Origin of the sequence: Rhizobium sp. 11_C7_N12_5 (assembly GCF_051811145.1) — a bacterium.
Lineage (GTDB): Bacteria > Pseudomonadota > Alphaproteobacteria > Rhizobiales > Rhizobiaceae > Rhizobium > Rhizobium lusitanum.
In genome coordinates, this window is record NZ_JBPWPY010000002.1 from 864985 (window position 1) to 880660 (window position 15676).

General features: G+C 61.5%; 14 protein-coding genes. 3 read left to right on the top strand and 11 right to left on the bottom strand.

Annotated elements, in window-relative coordinates; genetic code table 11:
- Positions 1-161 precede the first annotated feature (161 nt).
- Positions 162-662, top strand: a complete 501-nt coding sequence (locus AB8B29_RS23040) for an NUDIX hydrolase (protein WP_312865301.1) — start codon at positions 162-164, stop codon at positions 660-662.
- Between the two features lie 25 nt (positions 663-687).
- Here the strand turns inward: AB8B29_RS23040 and AB8B29_RS23045 are convergent, their stop codons facing one another.
- Genes AB8B29_RS23045 through AB8B29_RS23060 form a run of 4 tightly spaced genes read right to left on the bottom strand, consistent with a single transcriptional unit; the run spans position 688 to position 4823 of the window.
- Positions 688-1881, bottom strand: coding sequence for an ABC transporter permease (locus AB8B29_RS23045; RefSeq protein WP_037197563.1), 1194 nt, complete (start codon positions 1879-1881; stop codon positions 688-690).
- Between the two features lie 5 nt (positions 1882-1886).
- A complete protein-coding gene (locus tag AB8B29_RS23050) occupies positions 1887-3038 on the bottom strand; it encodes an FtsX-like permease family protein (protein WP_047560227.1) in 1152 nt (383 codons plus the stop codon).
- Positions 3039-3043: 5 nt separating this feature from the next.
- Complete coding sequence (locus AB8B29_RS23055) at positions 3044-3727, bottom strand: ABC transporter ATP-binding protein (protein ID WP_047560225.1); 684 nt, start codon at positions 3725-3727, stop codon at positions 3044-3046.
- Position 3728: 1 nt separating this feature from the next.
- A complete protein-coding gene (locus tag AB8B29_RS23060) occupies positions 3729-4823 on the bottom strand; it encodes an efflux RND transporter periplasmic adaptor subunit (protein ID WP_047560222.1) in 1095 nt (364 codons plus the stop codon).
- A 158-nt stretch (positions 4824-4981) separates the two neighbouring features.
- On the opposite strand from AB8B29_RS23060, the gene AB8B29_RS23065 reads away from it, so the two are divergent.
- Complete coding sequence (locus tag AB8B29_RS23065; RefSeq protein WP_113119416.1) at positions 4982-6001, top strand: helix-turn-helix domain-containing protein; 1020 nt, start codon at positions 4982-4984, stop codon at positions 5999-6001.
- A 13-nt stretch (positions 6002-6014) separates the two neighbouring features.
- Here AB8B29_RS23065 and AB8B29_RS23070 read toward each other — a convergent pair whose 3' ends face one another.
- Positions 6015-7340, bottom strand: coding sequence for an NAD(P)/FAD-dependent oxidoreductase (locus AB8B29_RS23070; RefSeq protein WP_112442688.1), 1326 nt, complete (start codon positions 7338-7340; stop codon positions 6015-6017).
- A gap of 251 nt (positions 7341-7591) precedes the next feature.
- Here AB8B29_RS23070 and AB8B29_RS23075 point away from each other — a divergent pair, with 251 nt between their 5' ends.
- The gene (locus AB8B29_RS23075; protein ID WP_034510479.1) at positions 7592-8068 is read left to right on the top strand and encodes an Lrp/AsnC family transcriptional regulator; all 477 of its coding nucleotides are present in this window, start codon (positions 7592-7594) and stop codon (positions 8066-8068) included.
- Positions 8069-8101: 33 nt separating this feature from the next.
- On the opposite strand, the gene AB8B29_RS23080 is transcribed toward AB8B29_RS23075, so the two are convergent.
- From AB8B29_RS23080 to AB8B29_RS23105, 6 genes are all read right to left on the bottom strand, one after another.
- Complete coding sequence (locus tag AB8B29_RS23080) at positions 8102-9763, bottom strand: ABC transporter ATP-binding protein (RefSeq protein WP_113119415.1); 1662 nt, start codon at positions 9761-9763, stop codon at positions 8102-8104.
- Positions 9763-10605 (bottom strand): ABC transporter permease, encoded by an 843-nt coding sequence (locus AB8B29_RS23085; RefSeq protein ID WP_047640804.1) that lies wholly within the window; start codon positions 10603-10605, stop codon positions 9763-9765. The genes AB8B29_RS23080 and AB8B29_RS23085 overlap by 1 nt, the downstream gene beginning before the upstream one ends.
- A 2-nt stretch (positions 10606-10607) precedes the next feature.
- Positions 10608-11558 (bottom strand): ABC transporter permease, encoded by a 951-nt coding sequence (locus AB8B29_RS23090; protein WP_037197456.1) that lies wholly within the window; start codon positions 11556-11558, stop codon positions 10608-10610.
- A gap of 96 nt (positions 11559-11654) precedes the next feature.
- Entirely contained in the window at positions 11655-13265 is a 1611-nt protein-coding gene (locus AB8B29_RS23095) for an ABC transporter substrate-binding protein (protein WP_047560207.1), read from the bottom strand.
- A 72-nt stretch (positions 13266-13337) separates the two neighbouring features.
- A complete protein-coding gene (locus tag AB8B29_RS23100; RefSeq protein WP_047640802.1) occupies positions 13338-14054 on the bottom strand; it encodes an HAD-IA family hydrolase in 717 nt (238 codons plus the stop codon).
- A gap of 238 nt (positions 14055-14292) precedes the next feature.
- Positions 14293-15666, bottom strand: a complete 1374-nt coding sequence (locus AB8B29_RS23105; protein ID WP_113119414.1) for an aspartate aminotransferase family protein — start codon at positions 15664-15666, stop codon at positions 14293-14295.
- Positions 15667-15676: the final 10 nt, after the last annotated feature.

The window sequence follows — 15676 nt, forward strand, 5'->3', positions numbered from 1 at the left end:
TTGGGAATTTCGGCAGAGTCGCATGCAGGACAGGAGAGCAGCGTGTCGCAGAAAATCTTTGTGAGCGCGCGCCGACCGGCTTTGGGCTGGCCTTGCTTCTGGCGACATTATTACGGGTAGCCGAGGGCATGGCATCTTCCATCTCAGCGCAGGAAAAAGCCTTGAAGCGTTCGGGGAGCTTTCTGTCCGAACTCGCCTCCCATACCGATGCGCTGTTTCGCGGCCGCGCCTATGAGCAATATGCAGCCATCTGCTACAGAAAGTCTGCCGAGCGCGATGCACCGGAAGTCCTGGTCGTCACCAGCCGCGAAAGTGGCCGTTGGGTTGTTCCCAAAGGCTGGCCGATCAAGGGCAAGAAGCCGCATGAGGTAGCGGCCATCGAGGCGTTTGAGGAAGCCGGCGTGCGCGGAAAGGTAAAGAAGAAGCCTTTCGGCTATTTCACCTATGTAAAGCAGCTTGACGACGGCAAGGACGTTCCTTGCGTGGTCGAGCTGCATCTGCTTGAGGTCGCACAGATTTTCCAGGACTTTCCCGAACGTGGCCAGCGCCGCAGCGAATGGGTTTCCTTCATCGAAGCGGCGAGCCGTGTGCGCGAACCGGAACTCAAGGGCCTTCTACTCGCAGCCGAACGAAAAATATCCAAGGCAAAGGCAAAGAGATAGCCGAGCGGTGTGCTCGCATTGCGGTTCATGTTCTGCCGCTCATCGCCAATCGCAAGGGGATCCGAGTGGCGGCGATGGCGGGAACGGCGCCGCCGATCGCGCCGATGGCCAGCGCCAGCACTGCGGCCTTGCCAATGAGGGGCGGCGAAAGGATCAGCTGGAATCCGATCTGCGTGCGATCGAGGCTTATCGTCGATGCGCTCCAACCGTTGAGCACGAGATAGGAAATGGCGATGCCGCTCAGGCAGCCCAGCGCAGTCAGGATCATCGCTTCGATCCAGGTGCTGGCAAAGGCGGCACGCCGGCTGAAGCCGATCGCCCGCGCCGTGGCAATCTCGGTGCTGCGATCCGACACGGAGCTGGACATGGTGGTCATAGCGCCAACCGCAGCGCCCACAGCCATGATGACGGCGAGCGGCCAGCCGAGCAAAAGGATGAGCTTCGACGTGCGTTCGGCGAGCGCTGCGAAATAGTCCTGCTCCGAGCGCAGCGTCAATGCGATCTGCGGCATGCCGGCCGCCATGGATTGCAGGGCGGGCAAGGCCTGCGGCGAAGCGAGTTTCACACGGATGCTCTGAATCTGGTTGGGCCGGTCGAACAGCGTCTGGACCACGCCAAGGTCGCCCAGCATTTCGGATTCGAAAGCAGATCCGCCCGCGTCGAAGATGCCGACGACCGTCCATTTCGATGTGCCGAGCGTCAGTTTCTCGCCAATGTCGAGCCCCTTGTAATCGAGACTGAGCCGGCGGCCGACAACGATCTCGCTGGTGCCGGGTGTGAATGTGCGGCCGCTGACGATGCGCACGTTCGGTCGCACATCGAGGCCAAATGGACCGATGCCGCGCAGGGACAATGTGGCGGAAGAAACACCGGATTTTTGCTGGATATCGACGGGCACGACCATTTCCGGCGATATCAGCGCCACGCCTTTGGCATTGGTCGCGAAACCGCCTGCACCGTCCAGATAGTGAAGTTGCGAGATGTCGATCCGGCTCCCGAGCTCCGTTGCGGCACCCTTGCCAAGGCCGATGGCGATGTCCGGGGAACCTGCCTGCATGAGGGATAGCCGGAAGCCGTTCGACATTGCCAGGAAGCCGAGCAGAACGGTCACGACCATGGCGACCGAAAACACCAGGGACAACGACATCCATTTGCGGCGATGGAGCGATTTCAGATTGGATGCGGTAAGGGCAAGGATCTGGTTGATGATAGTCGTCATCGTCGTCACTTCTCTCTCAGGGCTGCGTGGGGAGGCACTCGCATGGCGCCGTAAGCCGGTATTGCGGCAGTCGCTACCGCCAGAACGGCGGATAGGCCGATGGCCTGCAGCACGGTTGCAGGGGCAAGCGACATGTCCGGCACGACCGTGTGCAGCGGCTCCCGCAGCAGGATGATCGCGGCATAGGCAAGGCAGACCGCAAGGCCAAGGCCGGCTGCAAACAGACTGAATGTCTCGGCGAGCACATTGCCGAGAATGAAGCGGCGCGAGAAGCCCAGCACCTTTAACAGGCCGATTTCTTTCGTTCGCTCGCGAATAGCGAAGACCATGGTATTGGCGACGATCATCAGAATGGTGACGAAAGCGACGCCGACCACCAGCCGCACGATGGTCGCTATATCGGCAAACTGCGCGATGAAATCCCTCATGAATTCAGCCTCGGTTCGCGTCCGGGTCTGATAGGCGGAATTGGCAAAGAGCGTATCGACTGCTTTGATGACGTCGTCGGCATGCGCGCCGCTCCTTGGCAGGACGCCGAAGTTGCTGACGGTATCGCGATCGACGCTGCGCTCCGAATTGATGTAGTCGTAGCGCGCCATCACAAAATGCGTATCGGCGGATTTTCGGCCATCCAATATGCCGGCAATCTCGAACTCGAAGTCCGAACTGCCATCGGCCCTGAAGAAACTTGACGTGTTCAGCGTGATTTTCTGCCCGACCACCCAGCCTTCCTGGGTGGCGATGCTTCGCCCGGCAATGACGCCGTTGCGGGTTTGGCGGAAGCGGGCGAGAGTCTCGGCGGAGATATCGTACTCGTCGCCGATGAAGGCGGGGAAACTGTCGGGTTCCACCGCCGTCAGCCCCAGGAAATTACTTGGGGTGCGATAGGTTGCGCGGCTGCGCGCCATGTAGGTTGCGCTGGCAATCCCAGGCAGGGCGAGGATCTTGTCGTAATAGCTGATCGGCAGGGGTAGGGCATCCCCGATCTTGTTGCTGACTACGAGCCGCTCGGACTCGACCTCGCCGCCAAGGAAGCCACGCTCGAAGCTCGTCAGCACGAGATAAATGAAGAAGGCGATGGCGATGCTGGTGATCAGCAGCGCGCTGCGCACCGGTCTGCGCGTCATGCCGCGGCGAATGAACGTCAAGCGATGCATGGCGGTTACGCAGCCTCCGCTTCGATGAATTTGCCCTTGTCCAGCCGCAGTTGACGCCGGGCAGAACGGGCGGCGGCGTCGTCATGCGTCACCATGACGATCGTCTTGCCAAGCTCGGTATTGAGGATGCGCAGCATGGCGAGCACCTCGTCGGCGGATTCACGATCGAGATCGCCCGTCGGCTCGTCGCAGAGCAAAAGTTTCGGGTCGCTTGCCAGTGCGCGGGCGATGCCGACGCGCTGCTGCTGGCCGCCGGAAAGCTCCGAAGGCAGATGCCGTCGCCGGTCGGCAAGGCCGAGCATGGACAGAAGCGTCTCGACCCGTTCGCGACGCTGGCGCGCACTGAGGCTCGTCAACAGCAGCGGCAGCTCGACATTCTGTTCCGCCGTCAGCATCGGCATCAGATTGTAGAACTGAAACACGAAGCCGACATTGGCCGCGCGCCATCTCGCCAATGCACTTTCGCTCATCCGGCTGAGGCGGGCATGCTCGAAATCGATCTCGCCTTGGTCCGGGCGATCGATGCCGCCGATCAGGTTCAATAGTGTCGATTTTCCCGACCCGGACGGTCCGACGATGGCGACGAAATCGCCCGGCGCAATCGTCATGGTCAGATCGGAAAAGATCGTCACGGTGTTGCGTCCGAGCCGGTAGTCCTTGCGCACGTTGCTGATCAAAATGCCGTCCATCTCAGTTTCCTTTCTCGTCGGCCTTCGCCTGAAGGCTCGGTGGGTTCAGCGTCACTTTGGCCGCCATGTTCGGCAGCACGCCCGAAGGCGCCGTCAGGAATTCGAGACGCGCGGTCACGGTGCCTTTCTGCATCGACGCAACGGGTACGATCGTTGTCACGCGCATCGTGAATTGCCGGTCGGGAAAGGCGTCGAGAACGGCGATCGCAGCCTGGCCAGCCTCAATGCGTGCGGCGTTGGATTGGGCGATATCGACGTCGATGGCCAGCGAAGCCGGATCGAGAAGCGTCGCAATGCCATCTCTGGGCCCGCCGCCGTCCGTCCCCGAGGCGACCATGTCTCCAAGACCAGCCAGCCGGGCAACGATCACGCCATCGAAAGGAGCGACGATGCGATGGAGCGATATGGTGTTTTCCTGCCTCTCCACCTGAAGCCGCGCGGTCTCGGCTGCCTGTCTTGTGCTGTCGAGATCATTGGATAACTGCAGAACGGCGAGTTCGTCCGTGTCGAGGTTGCTCTGGGACGCCGCGCCGCGATCGGCGAGTTGCTTGGTGCGTGCCAGGGTCCTTTGCGCCTTTGCGAGCGAAATCTGGTTGCGCTGCACGGCAATGACAGCAGCGGCGGCCTGTGACCTTGAGATCTTCAGCTCGATCTCGCTCGTCGTCGTATCGAGCCTTGCAATGACTTGGCCGGCAATGAAATGATCCCCGACATCCAGTGGCAGGGAGACGACCTTGCCGCCAACCTCGGGCCGCAAGGTGATCATGCGCCCAGCAACGACATAGCCGGAGCCGATCACGGCCTGGGGAAGGCTGGCGATGGGTACGGCTGCGACGGTGTCTTCATTCCGCGATGATGTGTCTGCCGTCGCAGGCGATACGGAACTGGTCGCGATCGAAGACGAGTACTTTACTGGTGTATCGATGGCGAGCTTCGATGGCAGGCAGACGATGGCTGCCGGTATCGCGATCGCGCTCGCCAGAATGAGGCTGCGGATTGCGAGCCGTCGGCTTGCCGCAGCGCCGGCGGGCGGGCTGTCGGGGCGATCGATTGCCAGGGAACGAAGTCGGGTAGCCATGTTTGCGTCGGCGCTCATCGCGGTCTCCAGCGGGTTTCGTCGCCAACATCGCCGTTCAAGGCAGCGGATGCGACCTCGATCACGATTCAGGACGTCCGGGATCGCGATCTGGATCGCCTGAGGTCGCGAGTCACGTCATAGTGCGGCCGATCACGATTGATCGTGGAAGGGGTCTCATGCTGTTCGTGCCGTTGCCGTTCGTCGTCGCGTTGCTGCTTCTGCTGCTGCTTCTGGCAATGCTGCGGCGGGATGACGGCATGGCCACCAACCGACCTTTCCTCGTGCTGCTGGCACTCTGCTGCGTGCAGTCGGTCCTTGTCGGCTTGCGCTGGGGTTACGATCTGCCGGTCGTCGGCCGCCTGACGCTTGCGCTCGCGACGATCATGCCGTCACTGGTTGTCGCAGGTGTCATGCACCTCGGTGCCGCTGGCCCGCGCCGCTGGTCCGAGCGCATCGGTCTCTATGGTTTCCCGCCTGCGATCATCGCGCTGCTGATCATTATCTGGCCCGAGGCGATCGATATCGCGATGATCCTGATCTATCTCGGCTATGCCAGCGCCTTGCTCTGGCTGATGCGCGCCGGCCCCGACGTGCTGCCGCTTGCTTCCTTCGAGACGGCTCAGCCGACCCATCGAGCCTTCGTCTTTGCGGCGGCGACGCTGAGCTTTTCGGCGGGGATCGACGCGCTTGTCATGTTCGATTTCGAATGGACCCAGGGCGCTCATGTCGGCAAGATCCTCAGCATCGCCAATCTTCTCGGCCTGTTCATGCTCGGCATGGCAGCAGCCGCGGCCAGCCGGAATTCGACCGTGAGAGATATTGTCGACGTTGCGCCGGTTCCGGATACGGCGGAAGACGCAGAAACGATTACCCGCATCGAGGCGCTGATGGGTGAGAAGAAGCTTTATCGCGACGCCAATCTCAATCTCGAGCGCCTTGCCCGCAGAGCCGGCATACCGTCTCGCCGCATCTCGGGCGCCATCAATCGCCGGATGGCCAAGAACGTCTCGCAATATGTCAACGACTACCGCATTGCCGAGGCCTGCCGTCTTCTTGTTGAAACCGATCGGCCGGTGACCGAAGTCATGCTTGAGGCCGGCTTCCAGACCAAATCGAATTTCAACCGCGAGTTTCGCCGCGTCACCGATATGACGCCCGTCGCCTGGCGCGAGAAATGCGCCTATCCCTTAGGCTGAGGCTCGCCGCCCGTCAGAAATCGGCAACTTTTCCCCAGGCGGAGCGGTTCAGGCGATCCGGATAATAGGGCTTGGGGTCGACGATCGGCGTTGCACCCGTAACGAGGTCGGCAACAAGGTGTCCGGCACCGGGGCCAATTCCGAAACCGTGGCCGCTGAAGCCTGCCGCCAGGATCAGGCCGGGGATTGCAGCTATCTCGCCGATCGCGGGCACGCCATCCGGCGTGCTGTCGATATAGCCGGCCCATACGGCCGAAACGGGGGTCTGAACCAGGGCGGGAAGAAGTGTGCGTGCCCGCGCAAGCGTCAGGTCGATCTGCTTGCGGTCGGGGCGCGGATCGAGGATGCGGTTGCGCTCCATCGGCGTCGGCCGATCGAGCCGCCAGTGCGAAAGGGTCTCGTGACCGCCCTTCAATCCCTCCATGCCTCCCGGCGCCAGGCTTTTCCAGCGACGGGCGAACATCGGCACGAAATAGTGGGCAAAGCGAAGCTGCTGCAGGGTGGGGTCGACGCGGGCCTTGCCGCTGATGGCGAGCGTATAGCCGCCGTCGCTTCGTCTCGTCGCCGAGACGGCGGCCGTATGGAGGGCTGCCGGAAGGCTCTTGGCTCCGGGCGCGACGGACAGGATCGAGGATCGGATGGCTGCCTGCGGAAAACGAACACCCAGCTGCCGGCAGAAGGACGATGCCCAGGCTCCGCCCGCCATGACGACGGTTTCGGTGCGGATGATCCCCGCTTCCGTGACCACGGCGCTGACGCGGCCACCTGTGGTTTCCAGACCACGGGCCGCGCACATCTGATGCACGCTGCCGCCGAGCGCCATGATGGCGCGGGCGACAACGGGGGCGGCGCGAGAGGGATCGGCGGTGCCGTCGGTCGGCGAAAAGACGCCGCCTTTCCAGGCCTTGCCGGTCGCCGCGCCGAATTCGCTGGCTTTCTTGCTGTCAAGCATATGGGTGGTGACGCCGACGCTACGGGCAAACTCGCCCCAGCGTGCCCAGCCGGCCAGTTCCGCATCATTGTCGCTGAGATAGAGCAGGCCGCAGCGGCGAAAGCCGGCGTCCTCGCCGCTCTCTTCAGCGAATGCGTCCCAAAGCGCCAGGCTCTTGGTCGCCATCTGCAGCTCGCGAGCATCCCGGTTCTGCTGCCGGCACCAGCCCCAGTTCCGGCTGGATTGTTCCGCGCCGATCCGTCCCTTCTCGACAAGTGCGACTTTCATGCCGCGGCGTGCAAGGTAATAGGCGGAGAAGACGCCGACGATGCCGCCGCCGATGACCACCGCATCCGCCGTCTCGGGCAACGTCGGTGTGGTCTCGATGTGAAGAAGGGGGGCGGGCATGGCAATCTCCGTTCGCAGACCAGCATTGTAATCGAGCTTTTCATCCGCAAATGCTGCAGATCGCAATCAGACAGCATTTCCTTCTGTGCAGGGCCGAGACTACGAATTCTTCTGTTAAAGCACGGATTTTACGTCGTTATATCGAGATATACATGCCCGATTCCGCTTGCTAAGCGAAGCTTTCGGCTTAAAATGACGAAAGATTATTCCGCAAGGCAGCCATTCTGCCATCCGCAAACCGGAGCGTGCCGATGAAACTCGACCGGATCGATATCAAGATCCTCTACGAACTGCAGAAAAACGGCCGTATCACCAATGTCGAACTGGCCGAGCTGGTCAATCTCTCGCCCAGCCCCTGCCTGATGCGGGTCAAGAAGCTGCAGTCCGAGGGCTATATCTCCGGCTATTCCGCCCAGATCAACATCGCCAAGCTCGGGCAGACACTGACCGTCTTTACGGAAGTGACGCTGAAGAACCATCGCCAGATCGATTTCGCCCGCTTTCTGGCGGCGGTCGAGAAGGTGGATTCGGTGGTGGAATGCCATCTGGTTTCCGGCGGTTACGACTATCTGGTGAAATTCGTTACCGCCGGCATTGCCGAATACCAGACGACGATGGAGCGGCTGATCGATATGGAGATCGGCATCGACAAATATTTCAGCTTCGTCGTGCTGAAATCGCCGATCGTCAAGGCGCATATGCCGCTCACAAGCCTGTTTCCGGTCTGACCGGCGTTGAGCCGTTAGTCTAACTCGCAAATCTCAGCGGCTCGCGAAAGCCCGGATCAGCTCGTCGTCCTGCTGCAGGCCGTCGAGCCAACCCGTGTCGAGCTTCGGCACCGAGGAGAACAGCAATTTCGAATAGGGGTGCTTGGCGCCGCCGGCGAGATCGGCGGAGGAAAGCTGCTCGATCTTCTCGCCCGCATACATCACGATGATCTCGTCGCAGATCGCCTGCACGGTCGAAAGATCATGGCTGATGAAGACATAGGACAGGCCGAGCCCGCGCTGCAGCTCCTTGAGGAGATCGATGATGGCGGCCGCCACGACCGTATCGAGGGCCGAGGTGATCTCATCGCAGAGAATGATCTTCGGCTCGGCCGCCAAGGCGCGGGCCAGATTGACGCGCTGCTTCTGACCACCTGACAGTTCGGCTGGACGGCGGTGTTTGATGGCTGCCGGCAGATGCACCATGTCGAGCAGCTGCTCGATGCGGGCTTCGCGCTGCCTGGCGCTTGGGTTGCCATAGAAGGCAAGCGGCCGACCAAGAATATCTCCGATCGATTTGGCCGGATTGAGCGCTGTGTCGGCGAACTGGAAGACGATCTGCAGCCTGCGCAGCTCTTCGCGCCGGCGATACCTGGCGTCGGCGGCGAGCTGTTTGCCGTCGAAGACGATATCTCCCGAGACCGGCGGCAGTATCCCGGCGATGACGCGGGCAAGCGTCGACTTTCCGCAGCCGGATTCGCCGATGATGCCGAGATTGTGGCCGGCTTCCAGCCTGACGCTCACGGATTTGAGCGCGACCGCCGTCGGCAGGCCGTTCGGCTGGATCGGGCCGTATCCCGCCACGATATCCGTGACCTCGAGCAGGGCGGGCGTCTTGTCGGCGGTTGCTTGCGCCGGCGAGGCGTAGAGCTTGGGCTCAAACGCGGCCAGCAGTTCCCGCGTGTAGGGATGGGAAGGCGAGGAAAGGATCTGCTCGGTCGTGCCGATTTCCTGGATTTCGCCGCCCTTCAGCACGACGATCCTGTCGGCCACCTGGGCGACGACGGCGAGATCATGCGATACGTAGACGCCGGCGATGCTGCCGGTCTTCATGACCGATTTGAAAGCCTTGAGCACTTCGATCTGTGTCGTCACATCGAGCGCAGTCGTTGGCTCGTCGAAGATCACGAGCTTCGGATTGCCGATCAGCGCCATTGCCGCCGATAGCCGCTGCAACTGCCCGCCGGATACCTGGTGCGGATAGCGCGCGCCGATCGTCTCCGGATTGGGCAGGCTGAGCGCCTTGAAAAGCTCGACGGCGCGTGCTTTCGCGTCTTCGACCGGCATGAGATCATGAATGCGGGTGATCTCGATCACCTGTTCCATGATGGTCTGAGCCGGATTGAAGGCGGCCGCGGCACTTTGCGGTATGTATGCAACCTCCGTGCCACGGATCTTCGCTCTGGTTTTTTCGGACAGGCTCGCCATGTCCTTACCTGCAAGCAGCACCTCGCCGCCGCTGATCCGGCATCCAGGGCGAGCGTAGCCCATCAGGGTCAGGGCGATCGTCGTCTTGCCGGAACCGCTTTCGCCGATCAGGGCGACGATCTCGCCTTCCTGAATATCGAAGCTGACGCCGCGGATGATCTCGACGCGACGGCCGGAATCGGTCTTTGCCTCGACCTTCAGGTTGCGGATTTCGACGAGTTTGGCCATCAATTGCTCCGGTCCCGGATCTTCTGGGGAAGGTTGTCGATCAGCAGGTTGACGCTGATCGTCAGGCTGGCGATCGCGATGCTCGGAAAGATCACCGCAGGCGCGCCGAAGGGCAGGCCGCCGATGTTTTCACGCACCAGCGCACCCCAATCGGCATTGGGCGGCTGCACACCGAGGCCGAGGAAGGAGAGGCCGGACAGGAGCAGCACGATGAACACGAAGCGCAGGCCGAGATCGGCCATGACCGGCGCCAGAATATTCGGCAGGATTTCGGAACGAATGAGATAGAGCGTGCCTTCGCCGCGCGCGCGGGCCACCGTGATGAAATCCATGGTGTTGATATTGACGGACAGCGCGCGGGCAAAGCGATAGGCGCCTGGCGTGTAGATGACGGCGAGCGTCAGGATCAGTACCGGGATCGAGGAGCCGACACCAGCCACGACGACGAGGCCGAACAGCTTGCTCGGGATCGAATTCAAAGCATCGAGAAAGCGGCTGAGCACGCTGTCGAACCAGCCGCCGATGACGGCCGCGATCATGCCGAGCGCGACGCCGGAGACGCAGGAGACGCAAACGGCGGCAAGCGAGATGCCCACCGTGTAGCGCGCACCCATGAGAATACGCGACAGGATATCCCGGCCGAGATAATCCGTTCCGAGCCAGAACTTGGCCGATATCGGTCCGAAATAATCGAAGTCGACGATATCGCCGATCGAATAGGGGATGATCAGCGGTGCAAAGATCGCCACCAATGCCCATAGCAGAATGACTGCAAAGCCGAGCATGCCGACGATGTTGAAGCGAAAGCCGAGCTTGCGGGGAGTGAAGGCGGTAAGGGCCATGATCAGCGCAACCTCGGATTGGACATAATGGCGATGATGTCGGCGATGGTGATCAACAGGAGATAGACCACGCAGAAGATCATCGCGCAGGTCTGGATCAGCGGCAGGTCGCGCGTGGCGACGGCATCGACCATCAGCTTGGCGATGCCCGGATAGTTGAAGATGGTTTCAACGATGATGACGCCGCCCAGCAGATAGGAGAGCGACAGCGCCACCGCGTTGACGATCGGTCCCAGTGCATTCGGCAAGGCATGTTTCAGCACCATGCGCCGGCGCGACGCCCCCTTCAGTAGCGCCATTTCGACATAGGGCGTGTTCAGCGTCTCGATGACGGCGGCACGCGTCATGCGGATCATCTGCGCCGATATGACGAAACTCAACGTGATGACGGGCATCGCGAAGACGCGTAGCATCTGCCCGAAGGAATGGATCTCGTTGGCGAAGGCAAGTGCCGGCAGCCATTTGAGATAGACGGCGAAGATCAATACGGCCGAGGTGGCGACCATGAATTCCGGCACGGAGATGACGCCGATCGAAATGATGGTGACGATGCGGTCGTAGAGCGAGCCGCGCAGCATCGCCGCCGTAATGCCGAGGGTGAGCGCGATCGGCACGGAAAACAGCGTGGTCGCCGCCGCCAGTTTCAAGGAATTTCCGAGCCGCGAGCCGATCAGATCGGCGATCGGCATGTTGTTGGCATAGGAAATGCCGAGATCGCCGGTGGCGAGGCCAGCAAGCCAGCGGACGAAACGCAGGATGGCCGGATCGTTCAGATGCATGGCGGCGCGAAGGCCGGCGACTGCTTCAGGAGTGGCAGCCTGGCCGAGCAGGATCTGCGCAACGTCGCCCGGTAGCATCGATGTCGCCGCAAACACCGTGAACGAGACGATGAGCAGCGTGACGAGGGCCACGAGCACACGGCCGAACACGAGATAAAGAACGTGGCGGTTCATGACGGATCCCCATCGCGAGAGCGGATGTGCCAGTTTCCCGGCATTGTACCCGACAAGCGGCACCGAAGCACCACCGGCCGGGTACGAAGGCAGGGATCAGGCATCGAGCCAGACATATTCCGCAAAGGCGTAACCCATCATGCCGCCGAGCGGATTGGCTTCCAGCCCATGCAGCTTCGAGGAGATCGCGTCGACGTTGGAGATATAGGCCGGGATAGCGGTGCCCGCATCTTCGGCAATCATCACCTGCATTTCGCCATAGATCGCCTTGCGCTTGGCCTGGTCAAGCGAGCCGCGCGCCTCAATGAGCATGCTATCGAACTTGGCGGACTTGTACTGGCTCTCGTTCCACGGAGCATCGGAGGAATAGAGCAGGGAGAACAGGATATCCGGTGTCGGACGCGGATTGATATTGCCGAAATGCATCGGCGCCTTCAGCCAGTAGTTCGACCAGTATCCGTCGGAGGGCACACGCTGAACATCGAACTTCATGCCGATATCCGCGCCGGCCTGCTGCAACACCATCGCCATGTCGATGGAAGAGGTTGCTGCATCAGAGGCGACGACGGGGATGGACTGGCCGAAGAGGCCCGACTTCTGGAAGTGGAACTTCGCCTTTTCAGGATCGAAGGCCTTCGGCTTCAGATCGGCATTGTGATAGATGCTGGATGGGGGCACGGGCTGGTCATTGCCGATTTCTGCGAGGCCGCGCAAGGCCGACTTCTGGATCGCTTCGCGGTTCAGCAGATATTTGACGCCGGTAACGAAGTCCTTGTTGCTGCCCGGGTTCATGTCGAGGCGCATGTTGAGGTCGGTGTAGTTGCCGGAGGTGGTCTTCGACAACGTCACGCCCGTTTGGCCGTCCAGGAGCCGCATGGAGCGCGGGTTGATGGAAGCGGCAAGCTGGATGTCGCCCGACATGAGTGCGTTGACGCGCGCGGAATCGTCCTCGATCCCGAAGAACTCGAAGGAATCGAGGTGCGGGCCGCCTTGCTTCCAGTAGTTCTTGTTCTTGACAGCGACGGAGCGGACGCCCGGCTGGAAAGTCTCGCAGACGAAAGCGCCCGTGCCATTGGCCTTGCTGAAATCCGTCGTGCCGTCGGCAATGATCATGAAGTGATGGATGGCAAGGATTGTCGGGAGGTCGGCATTCGGATTGACGAGCGTGATCTCGACGGTCAGCGGATCGACAGCCTTGAAGCCTGTCATCTGCTTGGCGATGGCATTGACCTTCGAGCCGACGGCCGGATCGAGATGGCGCTTCAGCGAATAGACGACGTCGGCCGAAGACAGGGTCTTGCCGCTGTGGAAGGTCACGCCCTTGCGCAGCTTGACGGTCCAGACCTTGGCATCGGCGCTTTCGATGCTTTCGGCGAGTTCCATCTGCGTGACGCCATTCTTGTCGAGGAAGGAGAGGCGATTGTAGAAGGCACAACAGCGGACATAGTCCGTCGACAGCGATGCCTTGGCCGGATCGAGCGTGTCGGCGGTCGAGGACGACCAGCCGGCCGCCTTCAGCGAACCGCCCGAGACCGGGGTTGCTGCGAAGGCGGCGGAGGCTCGACCGAAGATCGCCCCGCCGGCCGCAGCGGCGATGCCGCCCGCGAGCAGCATTTGCAGGAGATCGCGGCGAGTTGCGCCACGGCGGATGGCATTTTCGACCATGGCATCGTCTGCGCTGGTCCAATTCGTGATCTTGTCGTTCATTGCGTTCCCCTTTTTGTTGAAGTTGAGTTGTCGTCCCGTCTTTGGCGGGCTCAGTATCGGGTCGTTACTCCGTCAGGCGGCCTTGCTTGCCTCCGCTGCTTCGGCAAGTCCTGCCATGGAGGTGAAATGATAATCGGGCTTTGTGAATTCCTGAGGTTCGATGGTGCCGCCATAGCCCTTCTGGGCATGGCGTCGCTCGATCCAGCAATTGGTCATGCCGAGTTGGCGGGATATGCCGATATCGTGATACTGGCTTTGGGCGACGTGCAGAATGTCGTCCTTCGAGGCCTGCTCCTTGCCGACGAAGGCGAAGACCTGCTCGAAGAAGGCCGGATCGGGTTTTTCCGTGCCGGTGTCATCAGCGGTGAATGCCGCATAGAACGGATTGCCGAGTTCCTTGGAGAAATGTTCGAAGGCCCAGCGGCGGGCATTCGTCATGGCAATCAGCCGATAGTGCTTGGACAGACGGCGGAGCGCATCGGCACTGTCGGCAAAGCCTTTCCAACTGCCAGCGGAATCGCGCAGCCGTTCACCGAATTTCACTTCGGCAGGCAAGCCGAGCTTCGGCGCAATGACCGTATAGACGCGGACCAGATCATCGGGGAAAAGACCAGCGTCGCCGGAATAGCGCGCAGCGCGATAGAGTGCCAACGCCTCTTCGCCATCGACGGAGACACCTGCCTCTTCAGCGATCCCAGCCAGACACTCCTTGATGCCGCCCTCGAAGTCGATCAGCGTTCCGACGACATCGAAGGTGAAATATTTGAAATCCGCTAAGCTCTTGGCCAAGTATCTGTCCTCGAATGAGCGCCATCAATTTCGATCGCGCGACTGAATGCAGAAGAAAATGCTGTTCCGATCTTGCCGCTTGTTCTGTTCTATCTCCTCAAAATCCGCGTTTTTTAGGCTCTGAGGGTGGCAGCACGTCCAGTTTCGCAGTTAAGGCCTGCCGGAGTCTCTGAATGGCGGAGCTGTGGCGGCACAAAATTGCGAATATGGGCGCAAAGCGGTATTTCGGCCGCCGCGCTCAAGCGAGAGCCGCGCGAACGTCCGGATCTTCCAGCGTCTGATCGAGTGTCCTGCGCGTACGATCGATGATCGCGTCGATTTCCGCATCGGTGCAGCAGAGCGGCGGCGCATAGCCGAGCACGCCGTTGCCGAAGGCGCGGATGACAAGTCCATTGTCCCAGGCACGATCGAATATACGGCGGGAGGGATCGGCGGCCGCGGGCAGCGGCGTCTTGCGCTCCTTGTCGACGACCAGTTCGATGGCGGCCAGCATGCCGCGCCCGCGTACATCGCCGACCAGTGGATGCGCGGCCAGCTCGTGCAGGCCGGCCATCAGGCGAGCGCCCGCCTTGACACCGTTTTCCAGCAAGCCGTTTTCATAGAGGCGCAGAACTTCGAGGCCGACCGCTGCGCTGACGGGATGGGCGGAATAGGTGTAGCCATGGCCGATGGCCGCGGACCCGGCACCATCGGCGATCGTCTGGTAAACGCGCTCCGACAGGAAGACGGCGCCCATCGGTACATAGCCGGAGGTAAGACCCTTGGCTGTTGTCATCAGGTCGGGGACGATGTCTTCATCGGAGCAGGCAAAGAGCGGCCCGGTGCGGCCGAAGCCGGTGATCACTTCATCAGCGACGAAGAGGATGTCGAGCTCGGTGCAGACGTCACGCATCGCCTTCATCCAGCCGGGCGGCGGTACGAGCACGCCGCCGGAGCCCTGGATCGGCTCGACATAGAAGGCTGCCGCTCGGTCGGCGCCGATCTCCTCGACCTTGGCGCGCAGCGCGGCGACGGAGGCGGCTATGATCGCCTGCGGATCGCTGCCGACGGGATTGCGATAGGCATAGTGCGTTGGAATCTTGTGCTGCCAGTCGAGCGGCACACCGAAACCGGCATGGAAGATCGGCAGCGCCGTTAGCCCGGCACCCACCGTCGAGGAGCCATGATAGCCCTGCTCAAGCGAGATGAACTGATCCTTCGCCGGTTTGCCGAGCGAATGGTAATAGTAGCGGATGAAACGGATCGTGCTGTCGATGGCATCCGAGCCTCCGAGCGTGAAGTAGACGTGGTTGAGATCGCCCGGCGCACGGTCGGCCAGCTCGGCGGCAAGCCGGATGGCCGGCTCCGAGCCGAGGCCGAAATAGCCGGTGGCATAGGGCAGTTCGCGCATCTGGCGGGCGGCAGCCTCTACGATGCTTTCATGGCCATATCCGGCGTTGACGCACCACAGACCGGCGAAGCCGTCGATCATCTGATGCCCCGTCGCGTCGGTGACGGTAGCGCCTTTGGCGGATTTCAGGACCCGCACACCGGCTCGCTCGTGGCCGCGATAGGAGGCGACCGGATGGACGAGGTGAGCGCGATCGAGTTCGACAAGGGAATTGCTCAGCATGATATCTCTC

Coding starts and splice junctions, on each gene's coding strand:
- AB8B29_RS23045 (WP_037197563.1), bottom strand. CDS start 1,881: ATGACGACTATCATCAACCAGATCCTTGCCCTTACCGCATCCAATCTG.
- AB8B29_RS23050 (WP_047560227.1), bottom strand. CDS start 3,038: ATGCATCGCTTGACGTTCATTCGCCGCGGCATGACGCGCAGACCGGTG.
- AB8B29_RS23055 (WP_047560225.1), bottom strand. CDS start 3,727: ATGGACGGCATTTTGATCAGCAACGTGCGCAAGGACTACCGGCTCGGA.
- AB8B29_RS23060 (WP_047560222.1), bottom strand. CDS start 4,823: ATGAGCGCCGACGCAAACATGGCTACCCGACTTCGTTCCCTGGCAATC.
- AB8B29_RS23065 (WP_113119416.1), top strand. CDS start 4,982: ATGCTGTTCGTGCCGTTGCCGTTCGTCGTCGCGTTGCTGCTTCTGCTG.
- AB8B29_RS23070 (WP_112442688.1), bottom strand. CDS start 7,340: ATGCCCGCCCCCCTTCTTCACATCGAGACCACACCGACGTTGCCCGAG.
- AB8B29_RS23075 (WP_034510479.1), top strand. CDS start 7,592: ATGAAACTCGACCGGATCGATATCAAGATCCTCTACGAACTGCAGAAA.
- AB8B29_RS23080 (WP_113119415.1), bottom strand. CDS start 9,763: ATGGCCAAACTCGTCGAAATCCGCAACCTGAAGGTCGAGGCAAAGACC.
- AB8B29_RS23085 (WP_047640804.1), bottom strand. CDS start 10,605: ATGGCCCTTACCGCCTTCACTCCCCGCAAGCTCGGCTTTCGCTTCAAC.
- AB8B29_RS23090 (WP_037197456.1), bottom strand. CDS start 11,558: ATGAACCGCCACGTTCTTTATCTCGTGTTCGGCCGTGTGCTCGTGGCC.
- AB8B29_RS23095 (WP_047560207.1), bottom strand. CDS start 13,265: ATGAACGACAAGATCACGAATTGGACCAGCGCAGACGATGCCATGGTC.
- AB8B29_RS23105 (WP_113119414.1), bottom strand. CDS start 15,666: ATGCTGAGCAATTCCCTTGTCGAACTCGATCGCGCTCACCTCGTCCAT.